19 protein-coding genes, 1 tRNA gene and 1 riboswitch are annotated in these 22514 nt (G+C 68.5%); of the genes, 10 read left to right on the top strand and 10 right to left on the bottom strand.

The window, feature by feature from the left end; all coding sequences use genetic code 11:
• Positions 1-50: 50 nt before the first annotated feature.
• Positions 51-148: riboswitch (TPP riboswitch) on the bottom strand.
• 150 nt (positions 149-298) lie between these two features.
• Entirely contained in the window at positions 299-1432 is a 1134-nt protein-coding gene (locus J7I44_RS07450) for a phosphotransferase enzyme family protein (RefSeq protein ID WP_209618328.1), read from the bottom strand.
• 114 nt (positions 1433-1546) lie between these two features.
• Between J7I44_RS07450 and J7I44_RS07455 the strand changes: the two genes are divergently transcribed.
• On the top strand, positions 1547-2446 hold the full coding sequence (locus J7I44_RS07455; RefSeq protein WP_209618330.1) for an AEC family transporter: 900 nt from the start codon (positions 1547-1549) through the stop codon (positions 2444-2446).
• A gap of 37 nt (positions 2447-2483) precedes the next feature.
• Positions 2484-2891, top strand: a complete 408-nt coding sequence (locus J7I44_RS07460; RefSeq protein WP_209618333.1) for an RNA-binding S4 domain-containing protein — start codon at positions 2484-2486, stop codon at positions 2889-2891.
• Positions 2892-2920: 29 nt separating this feature from the next.
• On the opposite strand, the gene J7I44_RS07465 is transcribed toward J7I44_RS07460, so the two are convergent.
• The 3 genes from J7I44_RS07465 to mutS all read right to left on the bottom strand — a co-directional run bounded on the left by J7I44_RS07465 (position 2921) and on the right by mutS (position 7210).
• Positions 2921-3058 carry an OsmC family protein gene (locus tag J7I44_RS07465; protein ID WP_209618336.1) on the bottom strand — a complete coding sequence of 46 codons (138 nt, stop codon included), beginning with the start codon at positions 3056-3058 and terminating at the stop codon, positions 2921-2923.
• Positions 3033-4523 carry a catalase gene (locus tag J7I44_RS07470; protein WP_209618338.1) on the bottom strand — a complete coding sequence of 497 codons (1491 nt, stop codon included), beginning with the start codon at positions 4521-4523 and terminating at the stop codon, positions 3033-3035. The genes J7I44_RS07465 and J7I44_RS07470 overlap by 26 nt, the downstream gene beginning before the upstream one ends.
• Positions 4524-4633: 110 nt before the next feature.
• The gene (gene mutS, locus J7I44_RS07475; RefSeq protein ID WP_209618341.1) at positions 4634-7210 is read right to left on the bottom strand and encodes a DNA mismatch repair protein MutS; all 2577 of its coding nucleotides are present in this window, start codon (positions 7208-7210) and stop codon (positions 4634-4636) included.
• Positions 7211-7633: 423 nt separating this feature from the next.
• Here mutS and J7I44_RS07480 point away from each other — a divergent pair, with 423 nt between their 5' ends.
• The 6 genes from J7I44_RS07480 to J7I44_RS07505 all read left to right on the top strand — a co-directional run bounded on the left by J7I44_RS07480 (position 7634) and on the right by J7I44_RS07505 (position 13405).
• Complete coding sequence (locus J7I44_RS07480; RefSeq protein ID WP_245188025.1) at positions 7634-8149, top strand: CinA family protein; 516 nt, start codon at positions 7634-7636, stop codon at positions 8147-8149.
• A gap of 127 nt (positions 8150-8276) precedes the next feature.
• Positions 8277-9308, top strand: coding sequence for a recombinase RecA (gene recA / locus J7I44_RS07485; RefSeq protein WP_209618347.1), 1032 nt, complete (start codon positions 8277-8279; stop codon positions 9306-9308).
• A 270-nt stretch (positions 9309-9578) separates the two neighbouring features.
• On the top strand, positions 9579-10079 hold the full coding sequence (locus J7I44_RS07490) for a regulatory protein RecX (RefSeq protein WP_245188026.1): 501 nt from the start codon (positions 9579-9581) through the stop codon (positions 10077-10079).
• Between the two features lie 55 nt (positions 10080-10134).
• Complete coding sequence (gene alaS, locus J7I44_RS07495; protein WP_209618352.1) at positions 10135-12762, top strand: alanine--tRNA ligase; 2628 nt, start codon at positions 10135-10137, stop codon at positions 12760-12762.
• Between the two features lie 273 nt (positions 12763-13035).
• On the top strand, positions 13036-13242 hold the full coding sequence (csrA, locus tag J7I44_RS07500; protein ID WP_209618355.1) for a carbon storage regulator CsrA: 207 nt from the start codon (positions 13036-13038) through the stop codon (positions 13240-13242).
• Between the two features lie 70 nt (positions 13243-13312).
• A tRNA-Ser gene (locus tag J7I44_RS07505) sits at positions 13313-13405 on the top strand.
• 112 nt (positions 13406-13517) lie between these two features.
• On the opposite strand, the gene J7I44_RS07510 is transcribed toward J7I44_RS07505, so the two are convergent.
• The 6 genes from J7I44_RS07510 to J7I44_RS07535 all read right to left on the bottom strand — a co-directional run bounded on the left by J7I44_RS07510 (position 13518) and on the right by J7I44_RS07535 (position 21117).
• A complete protein-coding gene (locus J7I44_RS07510) occupies positions 13518-13982 on the bottom strand; it encodes a thioredoxin domain-containing protein (RefSeq protein ID WP_209618358.1) in 465 nt (154 codons plus the stop codon).
• Positions 13979-15145 (bottom strand): sialidase family protein, encoded by a 1167-nt coding sequence (locus J7I44_RS07515; protein WP_209618361.1) that lies wholly within the window; start codon positions 15143-15145, stop codon positions 13979-13981. Before J7I44_RS07515 ends, J7I44_RS07510 begins: the two co-directional genes overlap by 4 nt.
• A 13-nt stretch (positions 15146-15158) precedes the next feature.
• Positions 15159-17414: a TonB-dependent receptor gene (locus J7I44_RS07520; RefSeq protein WP_209618364.1), complete on the bottom strand. Its 2256-nt coding sequence runs from the start codon at positions 17412-17414 to the stop codon at positions 15159-15161.
• 186 nt (positions 17415-17600) lie between these two features.
• Positions 17601-18179 (bottom strand): response regulator transcription factor, encoded by a 579-nt coding sequence (locus J7I44_RS07525; RefSeq protein WP_245188033.1) that lies wholly within the window; start codon positions 18177-18179, stop codon positions 17601-17603.
• A gap of 70 nt (positions 18180-18249) precedes the next feature.
• Complete coding sequence (locus J7I44_RS07530; RefSeq protein ID WP_209618370.1) at positions 18250-19518, bottom strand: ATP-binding protein; 1269 nt, start codon at positions 19516-19518, stop codon at positions 18250-18252.
• A gap of 42 nt (positions 19519-19560) precedes the next feature.
• Positions 19561-21117, bottom strand: coding sequence for a peptide MFS transporter (locus J7I44_RS07535; protein ID WP_209618373.1), 1557 nt, complete (start codon positions 21115-21117; stop codon positions 19561-19563).
• A 251-nt stretch (positions 21118-21368) separates the two neighbouring features.
• Between J7I44_RS07535 and J7I44_RS07540 the strand changes: the two genes are divergently transcribed.
• Together J7I44_RS07540 and J7I44_RS07545 are read left to right on the top strand one after the other, a co-directional pair.
• Positions 21369-21755 carry a diacylglycerol kinase gene (locus J7I44_RS07540; protein ID WP_209618376.1) on the top strand — a complete coding sequence of 129 codons (387 nt, stop codon included), beginning with the start codon at positions 21369-21371 and terminating at the stop codon, positions 21753-21755.
• 134 nt (positions 21756-21889) lie between these two features.
• On the top strand, positions 21890-22513 hold the full coding sequence (locus J7I44_RS07545) for a LemA family protein (protein WP_209618378.1): 624 nt from the start codon (positions 21890-21892) through the stop codon (positions 22511-22513).
• The last annotated feature ends 1 nt before the right edge of the window (position 22514 follow it).

Here is a 22514-nt window from a genome sequence, read left to right on the forward strand (position 1 = left end):
GGAAGGGGACACGAACGAAGCGACGGGCAGGCGCACGCCCGGACGGACGCGCGACTGCTTATCAAGCTCCCTACGCCGGTACAAGCCGGATCAGGTTCCAAGGGACTCTCTCAGCCCGGCCGTTCGCCGGGCACCCCCGCTTCAAGGCGACTATTGAAGCATGGAATGGACGTCCAATCCAAACCGCTTGCGCTGGGCGCTGCCGGAGCGAGTGGGTTCCCCCATGCTTGCGGACGCTTCCACTGCGCGCGTGCGAGCTGCGCGCAGCCCGCAGCATGCAGCACGAACGGCGGCGGGTTCAGGCAAGCGCCCGGATGGCGTCGAGCAGTGCACGTCCGGCGCGCGTGGCGAACCATGCCGCGTGCCCGCGCAGGAAGGTGTGGTACGCCACGTCGGCGTTGGCCGGCGAGCGGGTGATCGCCGCGAAGTACTCCACTTCCGACAGCGCGAAGTCCACGTGCACCAGCGGCAGCAGGTCGGCCAGCAGGTGGATGTCCGCGCCGGACAGCGGGCGCTGCGCGCGGTAACCGGCGATCAGCGCACGGGCGGTGTCCGGGTGGGCGGCACCCGCCTGGTCGAGCGCCAGCCAGGCGATCGCGTTGCGCTCGATCGCGGTGGCCAGGTCGAACAGCGCGAACGTGCGCGCCGCCAGCCCGAAGTCGAGCACGGCGGTGACGGAAGCGTCCGCGCTGCCGCCGCTCCAGCACAGGTTGGAAACATGCCAGTCGCCGTGCGTCCACAGCCGTGGCTGCATGGCAAGCGACGCCTGTATGGCCGGATGAAACGGCGCCAGCGTCGCGCCGATTTCGCCGCGCCAGTCGCGTTGCGCCAGGTAGGCGGCCAGTCCTGACCGGTGCGGCAACTGACCTTCGATGGCCGCGAGCGGGTCGGCCGCCTCGATGATCTCGCTGCGCGCGACCAGCAGGTGCGTGTCGCGGTGCCCGGCCGCATAGCCTTCCGCGGCGCCATGCAGGCGGGCAAGCATGGCGCCGGCCGTGTGCGCGTGGGCGAGATCGGGCAACGGCGTCCAGGAGGCGGTTTCGCGGTACAGGTCGAGGCCCGCGGCGGGTGCGTGCACCTCGTACGTCCAATCGCCCCGCGCGATCGCCGTGTCGCCATCCTCGTCGATCAGCACACAAGGAACCGGCATGCCGGCGGCTCGAAGCCAGGCCATGAAGGCGTGTTCTTCGCGCAGTGTGCCGCGCGTCCGTACGCTGCAGTGGTGGCGTTTGACGAACACCGGGCCCGCGGCGGTATCGACCAGGGCCGCGGCCGACAGCGGGCGCGGGCTATGCCATCGGATCGCGCCCGCCGGCGCGATCGACGGGTAGCGGGCCAGCAGCCCAGCCACTTCCGATGGCGCGAGCGGCGGCCAGTCGGGACGGACGTCCTCGTCGGCCAGGCCGTGGACGCGATGGTCGGTGTCGTTCATGCGGCCATTATCGCGTCCGCCGGATGCGCTTGCCGCAGTGGTGTCCAAGACGCCCTGCGGCATGGCCTCACCTTCCTTCGGGCATGCTATGCCACCCTTTCCGCGGACGACCCGATGGCTGCCCTGCTTCTGCTGTTCACCTGCCTGGTGCTGGGCGCGCTGGTGGCGCGCCTTGCCCGGCCGCCGGCAGGTCTCGCGGAGGGACTGAACTGGTGGGTGATCAACATCGCGCTGCCCGCGCTGGTGCTGGAGCTGATCCCGAAGCTTCGGTTCGATCCGCACTTGTGGTTTCCGATCGTAGCCATGTGGCTCACCTTCGGCGGCGCCTGGTTGCTGTTCGGGCTGTTGGGGCCGCGTCTGGGCTGGCCGCGCGGGCGCATCGGCGCCTTGATCCTGGTTTGTGGCCTGGGCAATACCTCGTTCATGGGCTATCCGCTCATGCAGGCGTTATACGGCCAGCCCGGCCTCACGCTGGCGGTCGTGGCCGACCAGCTCGGTGCGTTTCCCGTGCTCGCCTCCGCCGGCATCGTGGTGGCCTGCCTTTACGCCGGACGCGCGCCGGAGCCGGCGATGATCGTGCGGCGGATCGTCACGTTCCCGGCTTTCGTGGCGTTGCTGCTGGGCATTGCGGCGGGCGTGCTGGGCGGCTGGCCGGTGGTCGTCGATGGCGTGTTCGCACCGCTCGGGGCCACGCTGACGCCGCTGGCGCTGTTCTCGGTAGGGCTGCAGTTCCGATTCCACCCGGGCGAACGCCAGCTTGCCGCCGCGGGGTTCGGGCTGGGCTGGAAGCTCGTGCTGGCGCCACTGGCGTGCTGGGGGCTGGGCATCGCTGCGGGCGTGGGCGGCCTGGTCCTGACGGTAGGTGTGCTGCAGGCCGCGATGGCGCCCATGGTGTCGGCCACCATCCTGGCCGACGAATACGGGCTGGATCCGCCATTGGCCAACACCATCCTGGGCGCCGGCATCGTGCTGTCGTTGCTGAGCGTGCCGCTGGGCAGCGCGTTGCTCGGCTGATGCGCGGGCGCCACGGATGAGCGGGGATAATGAAGCCATGAACGACATGCAGGACATGCCGCCGGGGGCCGTGCGTGCCGACGTGTGGTTGTGGGCCGCGCGCTTCTTCAAGACGCGCAGCCTGGCCAAGCAGGCGATCGACGGCGGCAAGGTCGACGTCAACGGCAGCGGCTGCAAACCGGCCAAGACGCTGCACATGGGCGACCGGGTCGCGCTGACCCGCGGCGAGGAACGGCTGGAGGTGGTCATCGTCGCGCTGTCGCAGACGCGCGGCCCGGCGCCCGTGGCGCAGGGGCTATACCGCGAGACCGAAGCCAGTGCCGCCGCCCGCGAGGCGGCCCGCGCGCAGCGCCGGCTGGGCGCGGCCGGGTTGCTGCGACCGCCGACGCGCCCGGACAAGCAGGCGCGCCGGCAGATCCAGCGGTTCAAGGACGGGCAGACCTGAGGCCGTGCCCCGTAGGTACGGCAGCCGGGTCACTCGACGATCAGGGTCACCGCGGTGATGCCGCGGGTGGCGTTGGACCAGGGGCACACGATGTGCGCCCGGTCGATCAGCGCCGGCGCCTGAGCGGGTTCGAGTCCGGCTTCAGGCAGGTTCGTTGTCGCTGGCACCCAGCAGCGAGGTGGCGAGTGCGAGGTTGCGCAGCGCGTGCTCCACGCCCGCCCCGTAGGCCGGGTCGGCCTGGTTGCAATGCGCGATGTGACGCTGCTGGACCTCGAACGGCGCGCCGCCGAGCGAGCGGGCGGTGTTGTCGAACAGCGCATGGCGCTCGGCCAGGCTCATGCGCTGGAACAGCGCGCGCGGCTGGCTGAAGTAGTCGTCGTCCTCACGATGGTTCCAGTGGTCGGCGGCCCCGTCGAGCGACAGCGGCGGCTCGCGGAAGTCCGGCTGCTCCTGCCAGTGGCCGTAGCTGTTGGGCTCGTAACCGGGGGTGCGGCCGTGGTTGCCGTCGACCCGCATCGCACCGTCGCGGTGGTAGCTGTGGAACGGGCAGCGCGGCTGGTTGACCGGGATCTGGTGGTGGTTCACGCCCAGCCGGTAGCGCTGCGCGTCGCCGTAGGAGAACAGCCGCGCCTGCAGCATGCGATCAGGCGAAAAGCCGATGCCCGGCACCACCTGCGCCGGATTGAACGCGGACTGCTCGACCTCGGCGAAGAAGTTCTCCGGGTTGCGGTTGAGTTCCATCACGCCGACCTCGATCAGCGGGTAGTCCGCGTGCGGCCACACCTTGGTGAGGTCGAACGGGTTGTAGGGCACGCGCGAAGCGTCGGCTTCGGGCATCACCTGCACGAACAGCGTCCACTTCGGATGGTCGCCGCGATCGATCGCCTCGAGCAGGTCGCGCTGGTGGCTTTCGCGATCCTTGCCGATGAGCGCCTCGGCTTGCCTGTCGGTGAGATTCCTGATGCCCTGCTGGGTGCGGAAGTGGAACTTCACCCAGTAGCGCTCGTTGGCGGCGTTGATGAAGCTGAAGGTGTGCGAGCCGAAGCCATGCATGTGCCGGTAGCTGGCCGGGATGCCGCGGTCGCTCATGACGATGGTGACCTGGTGCAGCGCTTCGGGAAGCGAGGTCCAGAAGTCCCAGTTGTTGCGCGCGCTGCGCATGTTGGTGCGCGGGTCGCGCTTGACCGCGTGGTTGAGGTCGGGAAACTTCAGCGGGTCGCGCAGGAAGAACACCGGCGTGTTGTTCCCGACCAGGTCCCAGTTGCCTTCCTCGGTATAGAACTTGACCGCGAAGCCGCGGATGTCACGTTCGGCATCGGCCGCACCGCGTTCGCCGGCGACGGTGGTGAAACGGGCGAAGAGTTCGGTCTGCTTGCCGACTTCGGAGAACAGCCTGGCGCGGGTGTAGCGGGTGATGTCCCGCGTGACGGTGAAGGTGCCGTAGGCGCCCGAGCCCTTGGCGTGCATGCGCCGCTCGGGAATGACTTCTCGGTCGAAGTGGGCGAGCTTCTCCAGCAGCCACACGTCCTGCAGCAGCGCCGGACCGCGGCGGCCGGCGGTCATCGTGTTCTGGTTGTCGGGCACCGGCGCGCCGGCGGCGGTGGTGAGCTTGGGCTTGCGGTGGTCGTTCATGCGCGTGGCTTCCGGTGGTGGTGAGCCACTGTAGGAAGCACGCGACGATAGGGGAATTCGATTGTTTGGATGAGCGCGATAGCAATTGGCTATCGAGTGACGGGCCAGCCTCAGTGCACCAGCGCCTTGAGCCGGTAGAGCGTCTCAAGCGCCTCGCGCGGCGACAGCGCGTCCGGGTCGAGACGCTTGAGCGCTTCCTCGGCAGCCGAGGGCTGCGCGCTGAACAGGCCCAGTTGCGGCGAGGCCGACGGCGGCGTGCCGGCAGCCGGTCCCGAGGCCTGCATGCCTCGCTCGAGCTCCGCCAGGGTGCGGCGCGCATCGGCAATCACGCTCCTGGGCAGACCCGCCAGCGCCGCCACCTGCAGACCGAAGCTGCGGTTGGCAGGGCCTTCCTTGACGGCGTGCATGAACACCAGTTGCTCGCCATATTCCACCGCGTCCAGATGCACGTTGGCGATCGACGGGTGCTCGCCGGCCAGCTCGGTCAGCTCGAAGTAGTGCGTGGCGAACAGGGTGAACGCGCGGCTGTGCGTGGCCAGGTGTACGGCCGCGGCGCGGGCGAGGGCGAGGCCGTCGTAGGTGCTCGTGCCACGGCCGACCTCGTCCATCAGCACCAGGCTGTGCTCGGTGGCGTTGTGCAGGATGTTGGCCGTCTCGCTCATCTCCACCATGAAGGTGGACTGGCCGCGCGAGAGGTCGTCGCCGGCGCCGATGCGGGTGAAGATGCGGTCGACCGGTCCGATGCACGCGCGCGAAGCGGGCACGTAGCTGCCGATGTGGGCGAGCAGCACGATCAGCGCGTTCTGGCGCATGTAGGTGCTCTTGCCGCCCATGTTCGGGCCCGTGATCACCAGCATGCGGCGGACGTCGGTCAGGTCCAGGTCGTTCGGCTCGAACGGGTCGTCCCGTACCTTTTCCACCACCGGGTGGCGGCCGCGCTCGATGCGAATGCCGGGCGCGTCGGTGAGATCGGGGGCGCGCCAGTCCAGCGTCTCGGCGCGCTCGGCCAGGCAGGCCAGCACGTCCAGTTCGGCGATCGCGGACGCGGCGTCCTTGAGCGGGGCGAGGCGCTCGATCAGCGTGGCGAGCAGTTTCTCGTACAGGGCCCGTTCGCGCATCAGCGAGCGCTCACGGGCGGAGAGCACCTTGTCTTCGAAGGCCTTGAGCTCTTCGGTGATGTAGCGCTCGGCGTTCTTGGTGGTCTGCCGGCGGGTGTAGTGCGTCGGCGCCTTGTCGGCCTGCGCGCGGGTGATTTCGATGTAGTAGCCGTGCACGCGGTTGTAGCCGACCTTGAGCGTGCTGATGCCGCTGGCAGCCTTCTCGCGTTCCTCCAGCTCGACCAGGAACTGGTCGGCGTGGGTGGACAGGCGGCGCAGTTCGTCCAGTTCCGCGTCATAGCCTTCGGCAATGACGCCGCCGTCGCGCTGCAGCACCGGCGGCTGCGCGACGATCGCGCGCTGCAGGAGTGCGGCCGTTTGCGCGTGGTCACCGATGCGCGCGACCAGCGCGTGCAGCAGCGGGCTGTCCAGCGCGGCCAGTTGCTCGCGCAACGCCGGCGCGGCCGCGAGGCCGTCGCGCAGCGTGGAGAGGTCGCGCGGGCGCGCCGAGCACAGCGCCACGCGGGCCAGGATGCGCTCCAGGTCGCCGATGCCGCGCAGCTTCTCGCGTAGTGGCTCGTACGCGCGTGCCTCGATCAGCGTGGCGATCGCCTGATGGCGCAGACGCAGCGTATCGCGCGCGCGCAGCGGGCGGTTCAGCCAGCGACGCAACAGGCGCGCGCCCATCGGCGTGACCGTCTCGTCCAGCACGCCCAGCAGGGTGTGCTCGATGCGGCCGCTCGGGTGCGTATCCAGCTCGAGATTGCGCCGGGTGGCGGCGTCCAGCGCGATGGTTTCGCCGGCGTTCTCCACGGCCATGCCGGTGAGGTGCGGCAGGGCGCTCTTCTGGGTTTCCTCGACATAGCCGAGCAGGCAGCCGGCGGCGGCGATCGCCAGCGGCAGCCCGTCGACGCCGAAGCCGCCCAGATCGCGCGTGCCGAAGAAGCGGTTGAGCTCGCGCTGCGCCGCGTCCAGGTCGTAATGCCACGGCGGCCGCTTGCGCAGGCCGGGCAGGGCGGTGACCAGCGTTGGCCATCCGCCGTCCTCGCCGACCAGCGTCTCGGCCGGCTGCAGGCGCGCGAGCTCGGCGGCGAGCGCTTCGGCGCTGGGCACTTCGCTGAGCAGGAAGCGGCCGGAGCTCAGGTCCACCCAGGCCAGCCCGAAGGCCCCTTGTGCGCCGGCGTGGATCGACAGCAGCAGGTTGTCGCGGCGTTCCTCCAGCAGCGCCGAATCGGTGACCGTGCCGGGCGTGACGATGCGGACCACCTTGCGCTCGACCGGACCCTTGGAGGTCGCCGGATCGCCGATCTGCTCGCAGATCGCCACCGACTCGCCGAGCTTCACCAGACGCGCCAGGTAATTCTCCGCCGCGTGGTAGGGCACACCGGCCATCGGGATCGGCGCGCCCGCGGACTGGCCGCGCTGGGTCAGCGTGATGTCGAGCAGTCGCGCCGCCTTGCGGGCGTCGTCGTAGAACAGCTCGTAGAAGTCGCCCATGCGGAAGAACAGCAGCACGTCCGGGTGCTCGGCCTTGTGGGCCAGGTACTGGCGCATGAAGGGGGTATGCGAGGCGGAATCGTTGAGGTTCATGCAGGAAATCAGGCGGGCGGTCGCCGGCGGCGGTCATGGGGCCGGGAGGCCTCGGAGTGTACACGGCGTCAGCCGTCGCCCGGCCGCGCGAAAGGCAGGAAAGGGCGCGTAATGCTGCACGAGCACCGGTGCGCGACCGGGATGCATGGAGGCTCCGCCGCCGGTGGATGCCGATCGCGCGCGCTAGGGCGCCGCATTCCGCCTGGCAGCTTCCCCGCGTTCGCGCAGGAGGGCTCGCAAGCGCGGCGCCGCACCTTCGATTTTTCCTTCGTTTGATGGGGGAGGTGCCCGAAGGGCGGATGGGGAAGCGTGCCTCAACCCAACCCGGCACCGCCGACACCACAAAAGCAGACGGTGACCGCACCAGCCTTCCTTGCCGCAGCGTCCCTCAAGCGGGTAGAACGGGTCCCTTTCCCCGCCGGAATGCCCACCGTGCCCCAGTCCGCCCCCACCGACGCCGAACTCTCCGCACTGGCCGCCCACGTCGCGACCGACCTCCAGCAGCACAAGCTGATGCTGGTCACCGCCGAGTCCTGCACGGGTGGATGGATCGCCAAGACGCTCACCGACCAGCCTGGCAGTTCCGCCTGGTTCGATGCTGGCGTAGTCGTGTACAGCTACGAGGCCAAGGAAGCGCTGCTGGGCGTCAACCCGCGCACGCTCGAGCACACCGGAGCCGTCAGCGAGGAAACCGTGCTGGAGATGGTTTCCGGTGCGATGGCCCGATACGGCGCGGGCGTGGCCGTGGCGGTCACCGGCATCGCCGGTCCTTCGGGTGGTACATCGGACAAGCCGGTCGGCACCGTCTGGATTGGCTGGAAGCGCCGCGGCGGCTACGCCCATGCGCAGCTGTTCCACTTCGACGGCGATCGTGAGGCGATCCGCCGGCAAAGCGTGGCCGCCGCGCTCAACGGCGTGCGGAAAGCGCTGACGGAATGAGGTGTCCTGCGCCGGCGGCGGGGATTGACGGCTGTGGGATAATCAAGGCCTTAGCAGATCGCAGTCGGTGAGATTCCGACCGGGCAAGATCGCTTTCATTCCTCGCCACACCACCGGGATTTCCACGATGGACGACAACAAGCGCAAAGCGCTGGCCTCCGCCCTTGGCCAGATCGAAAAGCAGTTCGGCAAGGGTGCCGTGATGCGCCTGGGCGACCGCACCAACGAAGCCATCGACACGGTTTCCACCGGTTCGCTCGGGCTCGACATCGCGCTGGGCATCGGTGGCTTGCCGCGCGGCCGCGTCATCGAGATCTATGGCCCGGAATCCTCCGGCAAGACGACGCTGACCCTGCAGGCCATCGCCAACTGCCAGAAGAACGGAGGCACAGCGGCTTTCGTCGACGCCGAGCACGCACTCGACCCGACCTATGCCGAGAAGCTCGGCGTCAACGTGGCCGACCTGCTGATCAGCCAGCCGGACACCGGCGAGCAGGCGCTGGAGATCGCCGACATGCTGGTGCGCTCGGGCGCCGTGGACATGGTGGTGGTCGACTCGGTCGCGGCGCTCACGCCGAAGGCCGAAATCGAGGGCGAGATGGGCGATTCCCACGTCGGCCTGCACGCGCGCCTGATGAGCCAGGCGCTGCGCAAGCTCACCGCCAACATCAAGAAGACCAATTGCCTGGTCATCTTCATCAACCAGATCCGCATGAAGATCGGCGTGATGTTCGGTAGTCCCGAGACCACCACCGGCGGCAACGCGCTGAAGTTCTACGCTTCGGTCCGCCTGGACATCCGCCGCATCGGCGCGGTCAAGAAAGGCGACGAGGTGATCGGTTCGGAAACCCGCGTCAAGGTGGTCAAGAACAAGGTCGCGCCGCCATTCCGCCAGGCCGAGTTCGAGATCCTCTACGGCGAGGGCACCTCGCGCGAGGGCGAGATCATCGAGCTGGGCGTGAAGGAAAACCTGATCGACAAGTCCGGCGCCTGGTACAGCTACAACGGCGACCGCATCGGCCAGGGCAAGGAGAACGTGCGCCAGTTCCTGCGCGACAACCCGGCCATCGCCAACGAGATCGACCAGCAATTGCGCGCGCGCCTGCTGGTCAGCAGCAAGCCGGCCGCCGCGGCCGAAGAGGCGCTCGAAGAAGCCTGAGCGCATGCGTCCGCCGGATTCCCGCGGCTCCCTCTCCCCCGAGCAACGCCCGGGGGAGAGCGTCGGGGGAGTGGGGAGGCCTTGCGCTCCCGGCCAAGCCAATCTCCGCCAGTACGTTCAACGACAGCTGACGCCATTCCTGCCAAAGCCGGAGTCGATCGGCTTTCTGCTTTGCGCCAACCCCGCGATGAATGACCCGCATTCGCTGTCGAACAGCGCCCGCCGCTCCCGCAAGACCGCGCCCGCATGGCATGGGCTGGCAAAGGTTGCATGCGCGTGAAGCGCGGTCCGGATAACCCGAACAAGCCCAAACGTACCGCCTACGACAAGGCGCTGGGCCTGCTCGCCCGCCGCGAGCACTCGCGCCGCGAGCTCAAGACCAAGCTGCGCCAGAGCGGCTACGAAGGCGACGAGGCCACCGCCGCGATCGACCGCCTGGGCGATCAGCACTACCAGGACGACGACCGCTTCGCCGACGTCCTTGTGCGCAGCCGCGCAGGCCAGGGCTACGGCCCACAGCGCATTCGCGCCGAGCTCAAGACCCACGCCGTTCCCGACGAGCGCATCCGCGAACTGCTGGACGACGCCGGGGTGGACTGGGAGGCGTCGGCCATCGACCAATTGCGCCGCCGCTACGGTGGCAAGGCCCCGGCGGATCATGCCGAACGCGCCCGCCGGGCGCAGTTCCTCTTGCGTCGCGGCTTTGCCGCCGCCACAGTACGACGTGCTACCCACGCCGAAGTGGACGACGCTGCCGACGAAATCGATTGATTTCAACGGCGGTGGCCGCCGGCGTGGCCTTTTTTGTCTCAAGCCTGCGCCGCCCATGAAAACCGCCGATATCCGTTCCACCTTCCTCGAATTCTTCCGCGCCAAGGACCACGCCATCGTGCCGTCCAGCTCGCTGGTGCCAGCCAGCGATCCGACGCTGCTGTTCACCAATTCGGGCATGGTGCAGTTCAAGAATGTGTTTCTGGGCAGCGAGAAGTTGCCCTACGCGCGCGCCGCCGACGTGCAGCGCTGCCTGCGTGCCGGCGGCAAGCACAACGACCTGGACCAGGTCGGCTACACCGCGCGCCACCACACTTTCTTCGAAATGCTGGGCAACTGGTCGTTCGGCGACTATTTCAAGCGCGACGCTATCGCCTATGCCTGGGAGCTGCTTACGGGCGTGTTCAAGCTGCCGGCCGAGCGGCTGTGGGTCACGGTCTACCAGACCGATGACGAGGCTTACGACATCTGGAACAAACAGGTGGGCGTGCCGGCCGAGCGGATCGTGCGCATCGGCGACAACAAGGGCGCTCCGTTTGCCTCGGACAACTTCTGGCAGATGGCCGATACCGGCCCCTGCGGACCCTGCACCGAGATCTTCTACGACCACGGTCCGGGTGTGGCTGGAGGGCCGCCTGGCTCGCCCGACGAGGATGGCGACCGCTATATCGAGATCTGGAATCTCGTCTTCATGCAGTTCGACCGCGCGCCGGACGGCACGCTCTCGCCGCTGCCGGCCCCCTGCGTGGACACCGGCATGGGCCTGGAGCGCCTGGCCGCGGTGTTGCAAAACGTGCATTCGAACTACGAGATCGACCTGTTCGGACACCTCATCCGTGTGGCCGGCGAATTGACCGGCACGAGCGACCTGGCCAACAAGTCGCTGCGCGTGATCGCCGATCACATCCGCGCCTGCTCCTTCCTGATCGTCGATGGCGTGCTCCCTTCCAACGAGGGGCGCGGCTATGTCCTGCGCCGGATCATCCGCCGCGCGCTGCGCCATGGCTGGATGCTGGGCGTGCGCGGCGAGTTCTTCTGGAAGATGGTCGCGCCGCTGGTCGAGGAAATGGGCGCGGCCTATCCGGAGCTGGCCGCGAAGCAGGCCTTCGTGGAGGACGCACTGCGTACCGAGGAACAGCGCTTCGGCGAAACACTCGAACACGGCATGCGGGTGTTCGACGAGGTGGCCAAGAAGGCAGGCAGCACCATTCCGGGTGTGGACGCCTTCCGTCTCTACGACACCTACGGCTTCCCGGTCGACCTGACCGGCGACATCGCGCGCGAGCGCGGCCTTACCGTCGACATGGCCGGCTTCGAGCAGGCCATGAACGAACAGCGCGAGCGCGCCCGGGCAGCCGGCCGCTTCGAGGCCAAGGGTCAGATGCCGGCGGAGCTGGCCAGCCGCCTGGCTCCGACGGTGTTCCTGGGTTACGAGGCGCTCGCGGCGAGCGGTTGCAAGGTCATCGGCATCGTGCGCGACGGCAAGCAGGTCGATGCGCTGGACGATGGCGAGGAAGCACTGGTGATTCTCGATCGGACGCCGTTCTACGCCGAGTCCGGCGGCCAGGTGGGCGATACCGGTGTACTGAGCCACGCGGATGGCCGTTTCGAGGTCGACGACACGCTCAAGATGGGGGGCGTGTTCTTCGGCCATGCGGGCCGCTGGCACGGCGTGGCGCTGCGTACCGGCGACACGCTCGATGCACAGGTCGACACCGCGCGTCGCCAGTCCACCGTGCTCAATCACTCGGCCACCCATCTTTTGCACGCGGCGTTGCGCCAGGTGCTCGGCGAACACGTCACGCAGAAGGGCTCGCTGGTGGCGCCCGAGCGCCTGCGTTTCGACTTTTCCCACTTCAAGCCGCTCGGCCGTGAAGAGCTTGCCGCGGTCGAGGCGCTGGTCAACGCCGAGGTGCGCCGCAACGCGCCGGCCGAGGTGCACCAGATGGCCTACGACGAGGCCATCTCCTTCGGCGCCATGGCGCTGTTCGGCGAGAAATACGGCGATGAGGTGCGCGTGCTGAAGATGGGTGACTTCTCCACCGAACTTTGCGGCGGCACGCACGTCAGCCGCACCGGAGACATCGGCCTGTTCAAGATTGTCAGCGAAGCGGGCGTGGCCTCCGGCGTGCGCCGCATCGAAGCAGTCACCGGCGCCGGCGCGCTGGCCTACGTCGCGGATGAAGAGCGCCGCCTGGGCGAGCTCTCGCACCTGCTCTCGGGCAGCGGCGACGACGTCATCGAAAAGCTGCGTCAGCTGTTCGACCGCCAGAAGAAGCTCGAGCGCGAGCTCGAGTCGCTGCGCAGCAAGGCCGCCGGCAGCGCCACGGCCGATCTCGCCGGGAATGCAACCGAGGTGGCCGGCATCAAGGTGGTGGCCGCGCGCCTGGAAGGTTTCGATGCCAAGTCCTTGCGCGACAGTGTCGACCAGCTCAAGCAACAGCTTGGCGATTGCGTGATCCTGCTGGCCGGTGCGGTCGACGGTCGCGTTTCACTGGTGGCCGGCGTGCATGGCGCAGCGCTTGGTCGCATCAAGGCCGGCGACGTGGTGTCGCACATTGCGCAGCAGGTCGAAGGCAAGGGCGGCGGGCGCCCGGACATGGCCCAGGGTGGTGGCCTGGATACGGCCCAGCTACCCGGCCTGCTCGCCGCTTTGCCGGGGTGGATCGGCCAAAGGATGTAGACCCGCCAGACCTTTGTGAATCGGGGATTTATCGCCCGCGAAATGCGTTGCGCGCGGCGCTCGCGCTCGGCTAGTATCGGACGACTGTCGGCGGCATGGACCCACGATGTCGCCGCAAGGCAAGGGCATTCATGGTGAATGCCTTGGCTGTGAGCCGGGGAAGGCGGTAGGGCCTTCGACGGACTTTCGTCGAACTGACTGGCGATGGGCTCAGGGGTGAAGCTCCATCGTGCGGCAGGCCTGTGACCAACAGCATTTATGGAGTAACACAACATGTTGATTCTGACCCGCAGGGTCGGTGAAACCCTGATGATCGGTGACGAGGTGACCGTTACCGTTCTCGGCGTGAAGGGCAACCAGGTGCGTATCGGCATCAATGCCCCGAAGAACGTGGCGGTGCATCGCGAAGAGATCTATCAGCGGATCAAGGGCGAGCACGAGTCCGGTGGCGGCACGTCCGGCGAAACCGGCGAACACTGATCACGAACGCTTTACCTCGGCGGCGTCGGCCGGTATCCTTGCCGGCTCCGCGAAAGCGCGGAACATACCCGGAGAGATGCCCGAGAGGCCGAAGGGGCTCCCCTGCTAAGGGAGTATAGGGTCAAAAGCCTTATCGAGGGTTCGAATCCCTCTCTCTCCGCCAGACATGCAAAACGCCCCTTTCGGGGCGTTTTGCGTATCTGGAACGGAGCCTCGTAGGTGGGCTTCAGCCCACCGTCCCGCACGCAACGAATGGCATGGTGGCCGAGCCCGCCCTACGGTTTCGGCGTGAGGGCACGAAGCTGCTTTTGCGTCAGCTCGCCGCTGTATCCCTGGCGTGAGCCATCGGCGTGGACCACAAGCACGCGCGGTGTCTCGCCGCCCCATTCGGGATCGAGCAGATAGTTGAGCCGCTCGGGCGTGGCGTCGGCGTAGGCGCGGGCCGGCCAGGCGGTCATGCCGGCATCGGCAAGGCGCTTTTCGATGGCCGCAGCGTGCGCCATGTCGTCGGTGGCCACGGTGACCAGTTCGATGCTTTTCGGATGCGCCTGCTGGAGTCGCGCCAGCGCCTGCAGGTTCGGTTCGCAATAGGCGCAGTCCAGCGCCCACAGAGCGACCAGGCGCTCGCCGTGGGCCGGTGGGGTGAGCAGGGCAGCGACGTCGGTTGCGCTCAACGGCTTCAGGGAGCCTGCCGTGGCAAGGCCCGGCAGCAGCAACAGGGCGGCGAGCCAACGCTTCATGGCGTTTCTCCGGTGGGGAGCAGACGGAACCCGGTCGCCGTGTTCCAGGCGACGTAGGCCCGCCCATTGCGCAGCAGCAGCTGCGGTGAACCCACCGCCGCGGCGCTGGTCGCCAGCGCGCGCGGCGGACCGAACTGCAGCCCGCCATCGTCCGAGCGGCGCAGCATCAGTGCGTCGCCTTTCGCGTCGACCTGGTTCCACGCCACCCAGACCGTGTTGCCATCCACCGCGATGTCCGCGTGGCTGGCGCCGGCGCCGGCGATCGCCTGCGCGTGTGCGGCATGCTGGCCGGGCTGGAGCTGGCCATACCAGATGGTCGGTTTGCCGTTGGCTTCGTACCAGACCGCGTGGCGCGTGCCGTCCGCCGCAATCGCCAGGCCGGGGCCGTGGTGCGGGCAGCCGGCGATGTGCCAATCGCTGAAGGTGGCGCGCTCGGCATGGCTGGCCCCGCCGTCGGTGCGCAGCACGGCGAAGGCGTGGTCGCGGATGTTGTCGCCGTAGACCGCGCGGAAGAACGCGGCGATATCGCCTTGCGGCGTGTGCGAGAGCGCAATGCGGCAGCACTCGCAACTGTGCGCCGCAAGCTTGCGTTCGCGGACGAAGCTCGCACCGCGATCGTCGGACCACGCGTAGTAAACGGCAGCGCCCAGGTAGGGCTTGCCCGCGGCCTCGGCCGCGGCCTGGTCGCGCTTGTCGATCCAGGCCAGCACCACGCGTCCCTTGCCACCGACGGCAAGCGCATCGAAGCGGTGGGTGATCTCCGCGCGATCATGGTGCACGGTGAGCGGGGCGGAGAAATGGGCGCCGCCGTCCAGCGAACGGGCGAAGCGGACGAAGCCGGTCCATGGCTTGGCGCGCGGTTGCGACCAGCTCACGTAGATCTCGCCCTTCGGGCCGAACGCCAGCTTGGGCCGGTTTTCGCCTTCGGCGTAGATCGGCTCGGGTGTGGCATTGACCGGCACCGGCGCGCTGAAGGTCTTGCCAAGGTCGTCGGAGTGGCGCAGGCGCACGTGGCCGTCGGCGGCATCGGCGACCCAAAGCCGGCCTTGCGCGTCGAACGCCGCGCTGGCGCCGAGCGGCGGCTCCTTCGACATGGCCATGGGCTCGTGCGCGAGTACTGGCGCGACGGCAAGGCAAAGCAGCAGGATCAGCAGGCGACGCATGGCAGTCCTTCGGTTACAGGTCCCAGCGCACGCCCCCGACCCAGGTGCGGCCGGCATACGGGTGGTAGACCCAGTAGCGCGCGTTGGTGAGGTTGTCCACGCCCAGCGACGCGGTCCAGCGCGGGGCGAAATGCCAGCGCAGTTTCGCATCGGCGACCGTGAAGGCACTGACGGCGCCGTAGGTATCGAGGAAATCGCTGTTGTCCAGCGAGCCGTACTGGCGGCCGGAGCGGCGGATGCCGAACGAGGCTTCCCAGCCATCGCCGAAGCGGTAGTCGGCGAACAGGCTGGCGCGCAGGCGCGGGATGCGCGGGAACCACTTGCCTTCGGCCAGCGGGTAGCGGCGGTCGCGCAGGGTCCTGGCGTCGTTCACGGCCACACTGGCGGTGAGGTCCAGCCCGGGCGTCCACAGGTCGGTCAGCGCCAGCTCGCCCTCGATGCCGCGGATGCGGGTGAGGTCGATGTTCTGCACGCTGGTGACGGTGGGTGAAACGGTGATGTCGGTCTGCGTGTAGAGCGCATCGGCAATGCGGTCCTGGAACAGCGAGACGCGCCAGTGGCCGTCGGTGAGCTGCCGCTTGAGCGTGAGGTCGATCGAGTTGTCGCGCTCGGGCTTGAGGTTGGGATCGTTGCCGACGATCGCGTTGGCGGAGATCGCACCCTGGAACAGCTCGGCCACGGTCGGATAGCGCACCGCCTTGCCCCAGGCCAGGCGCAGCTGCCAGTCGGGCGCAAAGTCCCACTCGAGCGCGGCCTTGGGCGACAGGTCGCTGCGCTGGCGGTCGGCGTAACGGACGCTCGCGGCGCCGCCCGCACGGCGTCCGCCGTAGGCGCGCCATTGCTCCCAGCGCGCGCCCAGCGTCAGTGCCCAGGCGTCGGCAAAGCTCCAGACGTCCTGCAGATAGGCGGCGCGCGTCTGCGTGCGGCCGGCGAAGGCGCTCGTGAGCGGGCCGTCGGCGGGGCCGCGCCAGTCGCTGGCGGCGGACACGCGCGAATCGAGCACGTAGCGGTCGCCATGCAGGCCGGCGTAGAGCATGTGCGTGTCGCCCAGCGGGCCCGAGCTGCGCAGGTCGAGCGTGTCCCAGCCGGAGCCTGCGTTGTCGGCCACGGTGCCGGGACCGCCCAGCGGGCCGACCGGCGGCGGCAGGGACGCGCTGCGCGCGAGCGCGCGGGCGAAGTCGTAGTGGCTGGCGATGGCGGTCCAGCGCCAGTCATTGGACCAGTGGCCATTGAGCTCGGCGCCATACAACAGGTGCGTATCCTCGCTGCCGGTTGGCGCCAGGCCGCTGGGCGGCAAAGTCCAGGTGCCGCCGTAGGCGCTCACCGTGCCTGCGCTGACCGGTTGCCCGCCGGCGTCGCGCAGGAAGCTGCGGGTACGGTCCTCGGCGCGGTTGTGCCACCAGCCGAGCGTGAACAGCGCCGCCACCCGGTCGGTCAGGTCCACCCCGAGCTTGAGCTTGGCCTGGGTCTGCACGGTGTGCTCGATGCTGTTGGCACCGTAGACCAGGCGCGGGCTGCCGTTCGGATTGCGGTCGAGCGTGGCGCCGTCCACCGCGACCGCGGTCGACGGAGCGCCACCGGCCCTGGCGGTGGCGTACTGCATCGGCTGGCCGTGGTTGTCCAGCCGGTCGACGGTGAGCAGCCAGCTCCAGCGGCCCTGCCGGTTGCCGAGCGAAGCGGCGGCGTGGCGGCCGCTGTAGTGGCCGCCGGCGCCATAGGCGTCGCGGAAATCCTGGCTCATGAGCTGCACGCTGGCGCTGGCGGTTAGCCGCTCGGGCAGGCGCGTGTGGATCAGTACCGTGGTGCCGATCGAGTTGCCCGGATAGAGGGCCGAGTAGGGACCGTACAGCACGTCGACCGCGCCGATCTCCTCGGGCGCGACCATGCCCCAGCGCGGGGCGCCGTCCCAGCCGTTGGTCATCAGGTTGGAGAGCAGCAGGCCGTTGGAATAGACCAGGCTGCGCGCGCTCTGCAGGGTGCCCGCGTTGCGCCCGCTGATGATCGCGTTGGGGTCGCCGATGTAGCGCGAGCGCACCTGCAGGTTGGGTGCGAAGCGCAGCGCGTCGGCACTGGTGGTGACGTTCTGGCGGGCCAGCTGGGCGCGGTCGATGCGCACGCTGACCGCCGGCGTCTCCGTGACGTGGGTGTCGCTGGCGTGCACCATCACCGGGGCGAGCGTGGTGGTTTGCGGTGGCGTATCGGCGGCGTGCAGCAGGGCAGGGGCGGCCAGGATGGCGAGCACGCAGATGCCGGGCGATCGGGGCTTCACGGTCAACTCTGGACGTGGGTCGAGGCTTCGCAGCATAGCGGCGCCAATGTGCACGGCCAGATGACGCGTTGTCGCACGGAGGTGTGGAAAGCCCGCGATGGCGGGCCATCGCAGGGTGGGCTTCAGCGCACCAGGACACGTGACGCAGGCGGCCGGTGGGCTGAAGCCCACCCTACGAGGGCATGATCACTCGCCCGCGTCTGGCCGCTCGCGCACCGGATGCTTGCTCAGCTTGCGCTGCAGCGTGCGGCGATGCATGCCCAGGCGCCGCGCGGTCTCGGAGATGTTGCCATCGCATTCGGTCAGCACGCGCTGGATGTGCTCCCATTCCAGCCGGCGCAGCGCGAGGGGTGCCTCCGGCGCTTCCGGCGGCTCGTCGTCGGCGGGTGCCGGGCCTTCGCCCTCGAGCAGCGCACGCACCACCGCGTCGGCATCGACCGGCTTGGCCAGGTAGTCATGGGCGCCGCGCTTGATCGCTTCCACCGCGGTGGCGATCGAGGCGTAGCCGGTCAGCAGCAGGATGCGCATCTCCGGCACCAGTGCATGCAACTCGGAGATCAGCTTCAGCCCGTTCTCCTCGCCCAGCTTGAGATCCAGCACGCAGTAGCGTGGCTGGTGCCGGCGGGCCAGCTGCCGCGCCTCGTCGGCGCGGGTGGCGCCGATCGCCTCGAAGCCACGCGAGCCCAGCGCGCGGGAGAGCACGCGGACGAAGGTGGCGTCGTCGTCGACGATCAGCAACTGGCGGGGAGCGTTGGCATCGGTCATGGACATGCAGGGATCGGCAGCGGGAAAGACATTCTTGCCCGAGCGCGTCGCCGTTGCACGTTCGGCTGTTTCAGCCGGCGCCGATCGCGGCCAGCGGAAGGCGCAGGCGCACCTGTGCACCTTGCCCGGTGTTGCCCGCCGTCAGTTCGCCATCGAGGCGCTCGGCGGTGGCTTCGGCCAGCGCCAGGCCCAGCCCGAGGCCGCCCTGTTTGCCGCTGCGGCCAAGCTCGCCCAGCTCGGCCTGGCTGTCGAAGCCCGGGCCGTGGTCGCGTACGGTCAGCTCCAGCCAGCCGTGCTCGCAGCGGATCTGCAGCTCGACGGCGTCCGAGCCACGTGACTCCGAAGCATCGGCCGCGTTGTTGAGCAGGTTGATCAGCGCATGGCGCAGGCCCGCCGGCACGCGCAGCACCAGCCGGGCGGTGGCGTCGGGCAGGTCGAGTGCGAGTTCGGCTTCCGGGCGCAGCAACTGGAAGCGCTCCAGGCAACCGTGCACGAACGCCTGCAGCGACATCCGCTCGGCCTCCTGCGACAGCTGCGCCTGGCCGAAGGCGACCATCTCCCGCAGGATCGTGCGACAGCGGTCCACCTGCTCCTGCAGCAGCGCCAGGTCTTCTTCCAGCAGGGTGTCCTGCGCATGTTCGCGGCGCAGTTCGGGCAGCAGCGTGCGCATGGTGGCCAGCGGCGTGTTGAGCTCGTGTGCGGCACCCGCGGCCTGGGTAGCGATCGCCAGGATGCCCTCGTCGCGCAGCGCGCGCTCCCGCACGCGCTGTACTTCAAGCTGCTGCATGCGCAACGCACGCGCCAGCCGGTTGATGAAGAACCCCAGCAGCAGCGCGGTGATCACGAAGTTCACGCCCATGCCGAGGATGTGCAGCGGAAAGCCGCCGCCGTGCATGGGCAGCGGCAGCGGTTCGTAGCGATAGAGCAGCAGCAGGTAGGCCACGCCGGCCAGCGCCGCCACCGCCAGCACAGCGGGCACCGACAGCGCGGCCGCGGTCAGCGCGATCGGTACCAGCAGCAAGGTCACAAACGGGTTGCTGGCGCCGCCGGTGAAGTAGAGCAGGTAGCCCAGCACCAGCGTGTCGACCGCCACGTGCAGGATGGTTTCCCACTCGCGCACCGGCCAGGGCTGGCCCAGCCGCCAGGCGGCGAAGACGGCGAAGACGGCCAGCGCGCCGATGCCGGTGAGCAGCGGCAGCAGCGGGATGGCCAGGTGCATCCAAAGCGCGCAGACCAGCACCGCCACGCTCTGCCCGGCGATCGCGCAAAGGCGCAACCAGGCGAGCATGCGCGTGAGCGCGAAGGGGCCGATGCGGCGGTTGGCGTGCCGGTGGGGCATGGCGCGAAAAAAGGCGCCGCGGAGGTCCGCGGCGCCGTGGGATCAGCCCGGGAGTTCCCAGCCTTCCTCGCTGCGCACCGGCGGCAGCGGATCGGCTGCGGCGGCATGTTCGGCGTGGCTGTTGGAGAGCTTCTTCATCAGCGGCAGCACCGCCACGGCGATCGCCGTGCAGCCCAGGCCGACCCAGCCGAGCTTGGTGAACAAGTTGGTATAGATCTCGAGCGACTGCAGCGGGTCGTTGAGGCCTTCGGGGATGTGCGCGAAGTTGGCCACCACGCTGCCCAGGTACTGCGCGATGCCGGAAGCGACGTAGTAGGCGCCCATCATGAAGCCGCCCATGCGCGCCGGCACGTAGCGGGCGATCATCGCCAGCCCCAGGCCCGAGACCAGCAGCTCGCCCAGCGAATACAGGCCGTAACCCCACACCATGGTCCACGAGGACACCTGGCCGGCCACCGCCCAGTGGGCGCCGATGCCGTAGATGAAGAAGCCGGCGGCGACCGCGGCGAAGCCCAGCGCGAACTTGGCGGCAACCGACGGATCCTTGCCGGCACGGCCGAGCGAGTTGTAGATGAACACCAGCACGGGGCTCAGCAGCACGATCCAGATCGCATTGAGGTTCTGGTACTGCTCCGGAATCCAGGTGAACAGGTGCATGCCGAACACGCTGAAGTCCAGGTTCACGTTCTTCTGCGCGAACAGGTTCAGCGAGGTGGACATCTGCTGGTAGAAGATGAAGAAGAAGATCGTCTGCACCGTCAGCACCAGCGCGGCGACCAGGCCGGCCCGTTCGCTGCGTTCGCTCGAACGGATCAGGTGGATGAAGATGCCCAGGATCACCACGCCGGCGGCATACACGCAAATGCGTGCCACCGTCTGGCTCTGCAGGATGAAGGCGGCGATGAACACCATCGCGGTGGCCGCCAGCATCACCGCGCCGAAGCGGGCGAGGTTGAACGGCTTCTGGTCCGGCTCCGAACCGATGTGGCGCAGCGTGCGGCTCATCAGCATGTAGTTGACCAGGCCCAGCAGCAGGCCGATCGCGCAGATGCCGAAGGCGGTGTGCCAGCCCCAGGCATCGCCGTAGCGCTCGCCCACGTAGTCACGCACCCACGGCGTCAGCGTCATGGAGATCATCGAGCCGACGTTGACCGCCATGTAGTAGATGGTGAACGCGCTATCGATCTTGGTGTCGTCGCCCTCGTAGATCTTGCGGACCAGATTGCCGGCGTTGGGCTTGAAGAAGCCGTTGCCGACGATGATCACACCCAGCGCCACGTACAGCAGGTAGGCGTTGCTGGTGGGAATCCACAGCATCGCGTAGCCCAGACCCAGCACCACGGCACCGGTCAGCATCGTGCGACGCGTACCGATCAGCTTGTCGCCGACCCAGCCACCGATCGCAGGCGTGGCGTAGATCAACGCAGCAGCTGCACCCCAGACGAGGTTCGCGTGGGTATCGATGAAGCCGAGCTTCTTCATCATGTAGGTGACCATCAGCACCTGCATGCCGTAGAAGCCGAAGCGCTCCCACATTTCGATCAGGAAGACGGTGCTGAAGGATCGCGTTTGCGATACGGGTGGATTCTGGATTGCCATGGAGTTTCCGAGCGGATGAACACAGACAGCCGCGGCGCGGCCTGCTCTGCAACCCTGAACCGGGCTGCAATCACCGGAGGGTAACCCATCCGTCAAACGCGTGACGCTGCACTGCGACATGCGGTTGCGTGACGGGCGCTGTGGCATCATGGTGCGCTTGCCGCCGGCCGATCGCGAGTAGCCGCCCATGTCGTCAGCCCCGTTGCCGCTGCCCTCCGGCTCCGCCTCCGCGCGGAAGGACGCCTGAGCGCATGGCCGCTGAAGGTTTCCGCGGACCGCGACAATTGTGGAACGCGCTGCGCTGGTCGATGAAAGGCCTGCGCGCGGGCTGGCGCCACGAGGCCTCGTTCCGCTTCGAGGTCTGCCTGGCGATCGTGGTGGTTCCGTTGGGGCTCTACCTGGGCCATGGCGCGCTGGAGAAGCTGGCGCTGGTGCTGCCGATGTTCCTGGTGCTCTCGGCGGAGCTGCTCAACTCGGCGATCGAGGCAGTGGTCGACAAGGTCAGTCCCGAGTTCCATGAGCTGGCTGGCCGCGCCAAGGACATGGGCTCGGCGGCGGTGTTCGTGCTGCTGGTGTTCATGGGCCTGAGCTGGGTGCTGATCGTCGGCCCCCGGCTGCCCGCGATCCTGGGTGCGTAGCGGGGCAGGCCCGCGTCAGGCGACGACATTTCCCACGGACGTCACGGCAGGTCCCGGGCTACCCGTACCGGGCTCGTTGACGCTGGCCGGAGCCTGACCCTACGCTGGCGCACCCACTCATCCGGAGCGCCGCCATGAAGACCCTTCGCGTGATCGTGCTGTCGCTGCTCGCCGTGCTGCTCAGCGGCTGCGGCTACAACGCCATCCAGCGCCAGGACGAAGCGGTCAAGGCCGCCTGGTCGGAGGTGCTCAACCAGTACCAGCGCCGCGCCGACCTGGTGCCGAACCTGGTCAACACGGTCAAGGGCTATGCCCAGCACGAGGAGCGCGTGCTCACCGAGGTCACCAATGCCCGCGCCCGCGTCGGCAGCGTGCAGGTCACCCCGGACACCATCAATGACGCGCAGAAGCTCCAGCAGTTCCAGCAGGCCCAGGGCGAGCTGTCCAGTGCGCTGTCGCGGCTGATGGTGGTCAGCGAGCGCTACCCGGACCTGAAGGCCAACGGCCTGTTCCAGAACCTGCAGGCGCAACTGGAAGGCACCGAGAACCGCATCACCGTGGCGCGCAACCGCTACGTGCAGTCGGTGCAGGCATACAACTCGATGATCCGCACCTTCCCGAACAACCTGACCGCCAAGATGTTCGGCTACCAGGTCAAGCCGAACTTCACCGTCGAGAACGAGAAGGCGATCTCCACCGCGCCGACGGTCGATTTCGGCACGCAGGCGCCCGCGCCGGCCGGCTCGGCCGCGCACTGAC

Origin of the sequence: Frateuria flava, assembly GCF_017837635.1 — a bacterium.
Lineage (GTDB): Bacteria > Pseudomonadota > Gammaproteobacteria > Xanthomonadales > Rhodanobacteraceae > Frateuria_A > Frateuria_A flava.

Coding starts and splice junctions, on each gene's coding strand:
- J7I44_RS07450 (WP_209618328.1), bottom strand. CDS start 1,432: ATGAACGACACCGACCATCGCGTCCACGGCCTGGCCGACGAGGACGTC.
- J7I44_RS07510 (WP_209618358.1), bottom strand. CDS start 13,982: ATGAAGCGTTGGCTCGCCGCCCTGTTGCTGCTGCCGGGCCTTGCCACG.
- J7I44_RS07540 (WP_209618376.1), top strand. CDS start 21,369: ATGGCCGCTGAAGGTTTCCGCGGACCGCGACAATTGTGGAACGCGCTG.
- J7I44_RS07530 (WP_209618370.1), bottom strand. CDS start 19,518: ATGCCCCACCGGCACGCCAACCGCCGCATCGGCCCCTTCGCGCTCACG.
- J7I44_RS07525 (WP_245188033.1), bottom strand. CDS start 18,179: ATGACCGATGCCAACGCTCCCCGCCAGTTGCTGATCGTCGACGACGAC.
- mutS (WP_209618341.1), bottom strand. CDS start 7,210: ATGAACCTCAACGATTCCGCCTCGCATACCCCCTTCATGCGCCAGTAC.
- J7I44_RS07480 (WP_245188025.1), top strand. CDS start 7,634: ATGCCCACCGTGCCCCAGTCCGCCCCCACCGACGCCGAACTCTCCGCA.
- J7I44_RS07470 (WP_209618338.1), bottom strand. CDS start 4,523: ATGAACGACCACCGCAAGCCCAAGCTCACCACCGCCGCCGGCGCGCCG.
- J7I44_RS07515 (WP_209618361.1), bottom strand. CDS start 15,145: ATGCGTCGCCTGCTGATCCTGCTGCTTTGCCTTGCCGTCGCGCCAGTA.
- csrA (WP_209618355.1), top strand. CDS start 13,036: ATGTTGATTCTGACCCGCAGGGTCGGTGAAACCCTGATGATCGGTGAC.
- J7I44_RS07545 (WP_209618378.1), top strand. CDS start 21,890: ATGAAGACCCTTCGCGTGATCGTGCTGTCGCTGCTCGCCGTGCTGCTC.
- J7I44_RS07455 (WP_209618330.1), top strand. CDS start 1,547: ATGGCTGCCCTGCTTCTGCTGTTCACCTGCCTGGTGCTGGGCGCGCTG.
- recA (WP_209618347.1), top strand. CDS start 8,277: ATGGACGACAACAAGCGCAAAGCGCTGGCCTCCGCCCTTGGCCAGATC.
- J7I44_RS07490 (WP_245188026.1), top strand. CDS start 9,579: ATGCGCGTGAAGCGCGGTCCGGATAACCCGAACAAGCCCAAACGTACC.
- J7I44_RS07535 (WP_209618373.1), bottom strand. CDS start 21,117: ATGGCAATCCAGAATCCACCCGTATCGCAAACGCGATCCTTCAGCACC.
- J7I44_RS07460 (WP_209618333.1), top strand. CDS start 2,484: ATGAACGACATGCAGGACATGCCGCCGGGGGCCGTGCGTGCCGACGTG.
- alaS (WP_209618352.1), top strand. CDS start 10,135: ATGAAAACCGCCGATATCCGTTCCACCTTCCTCGAATTCTTCCGCGCC.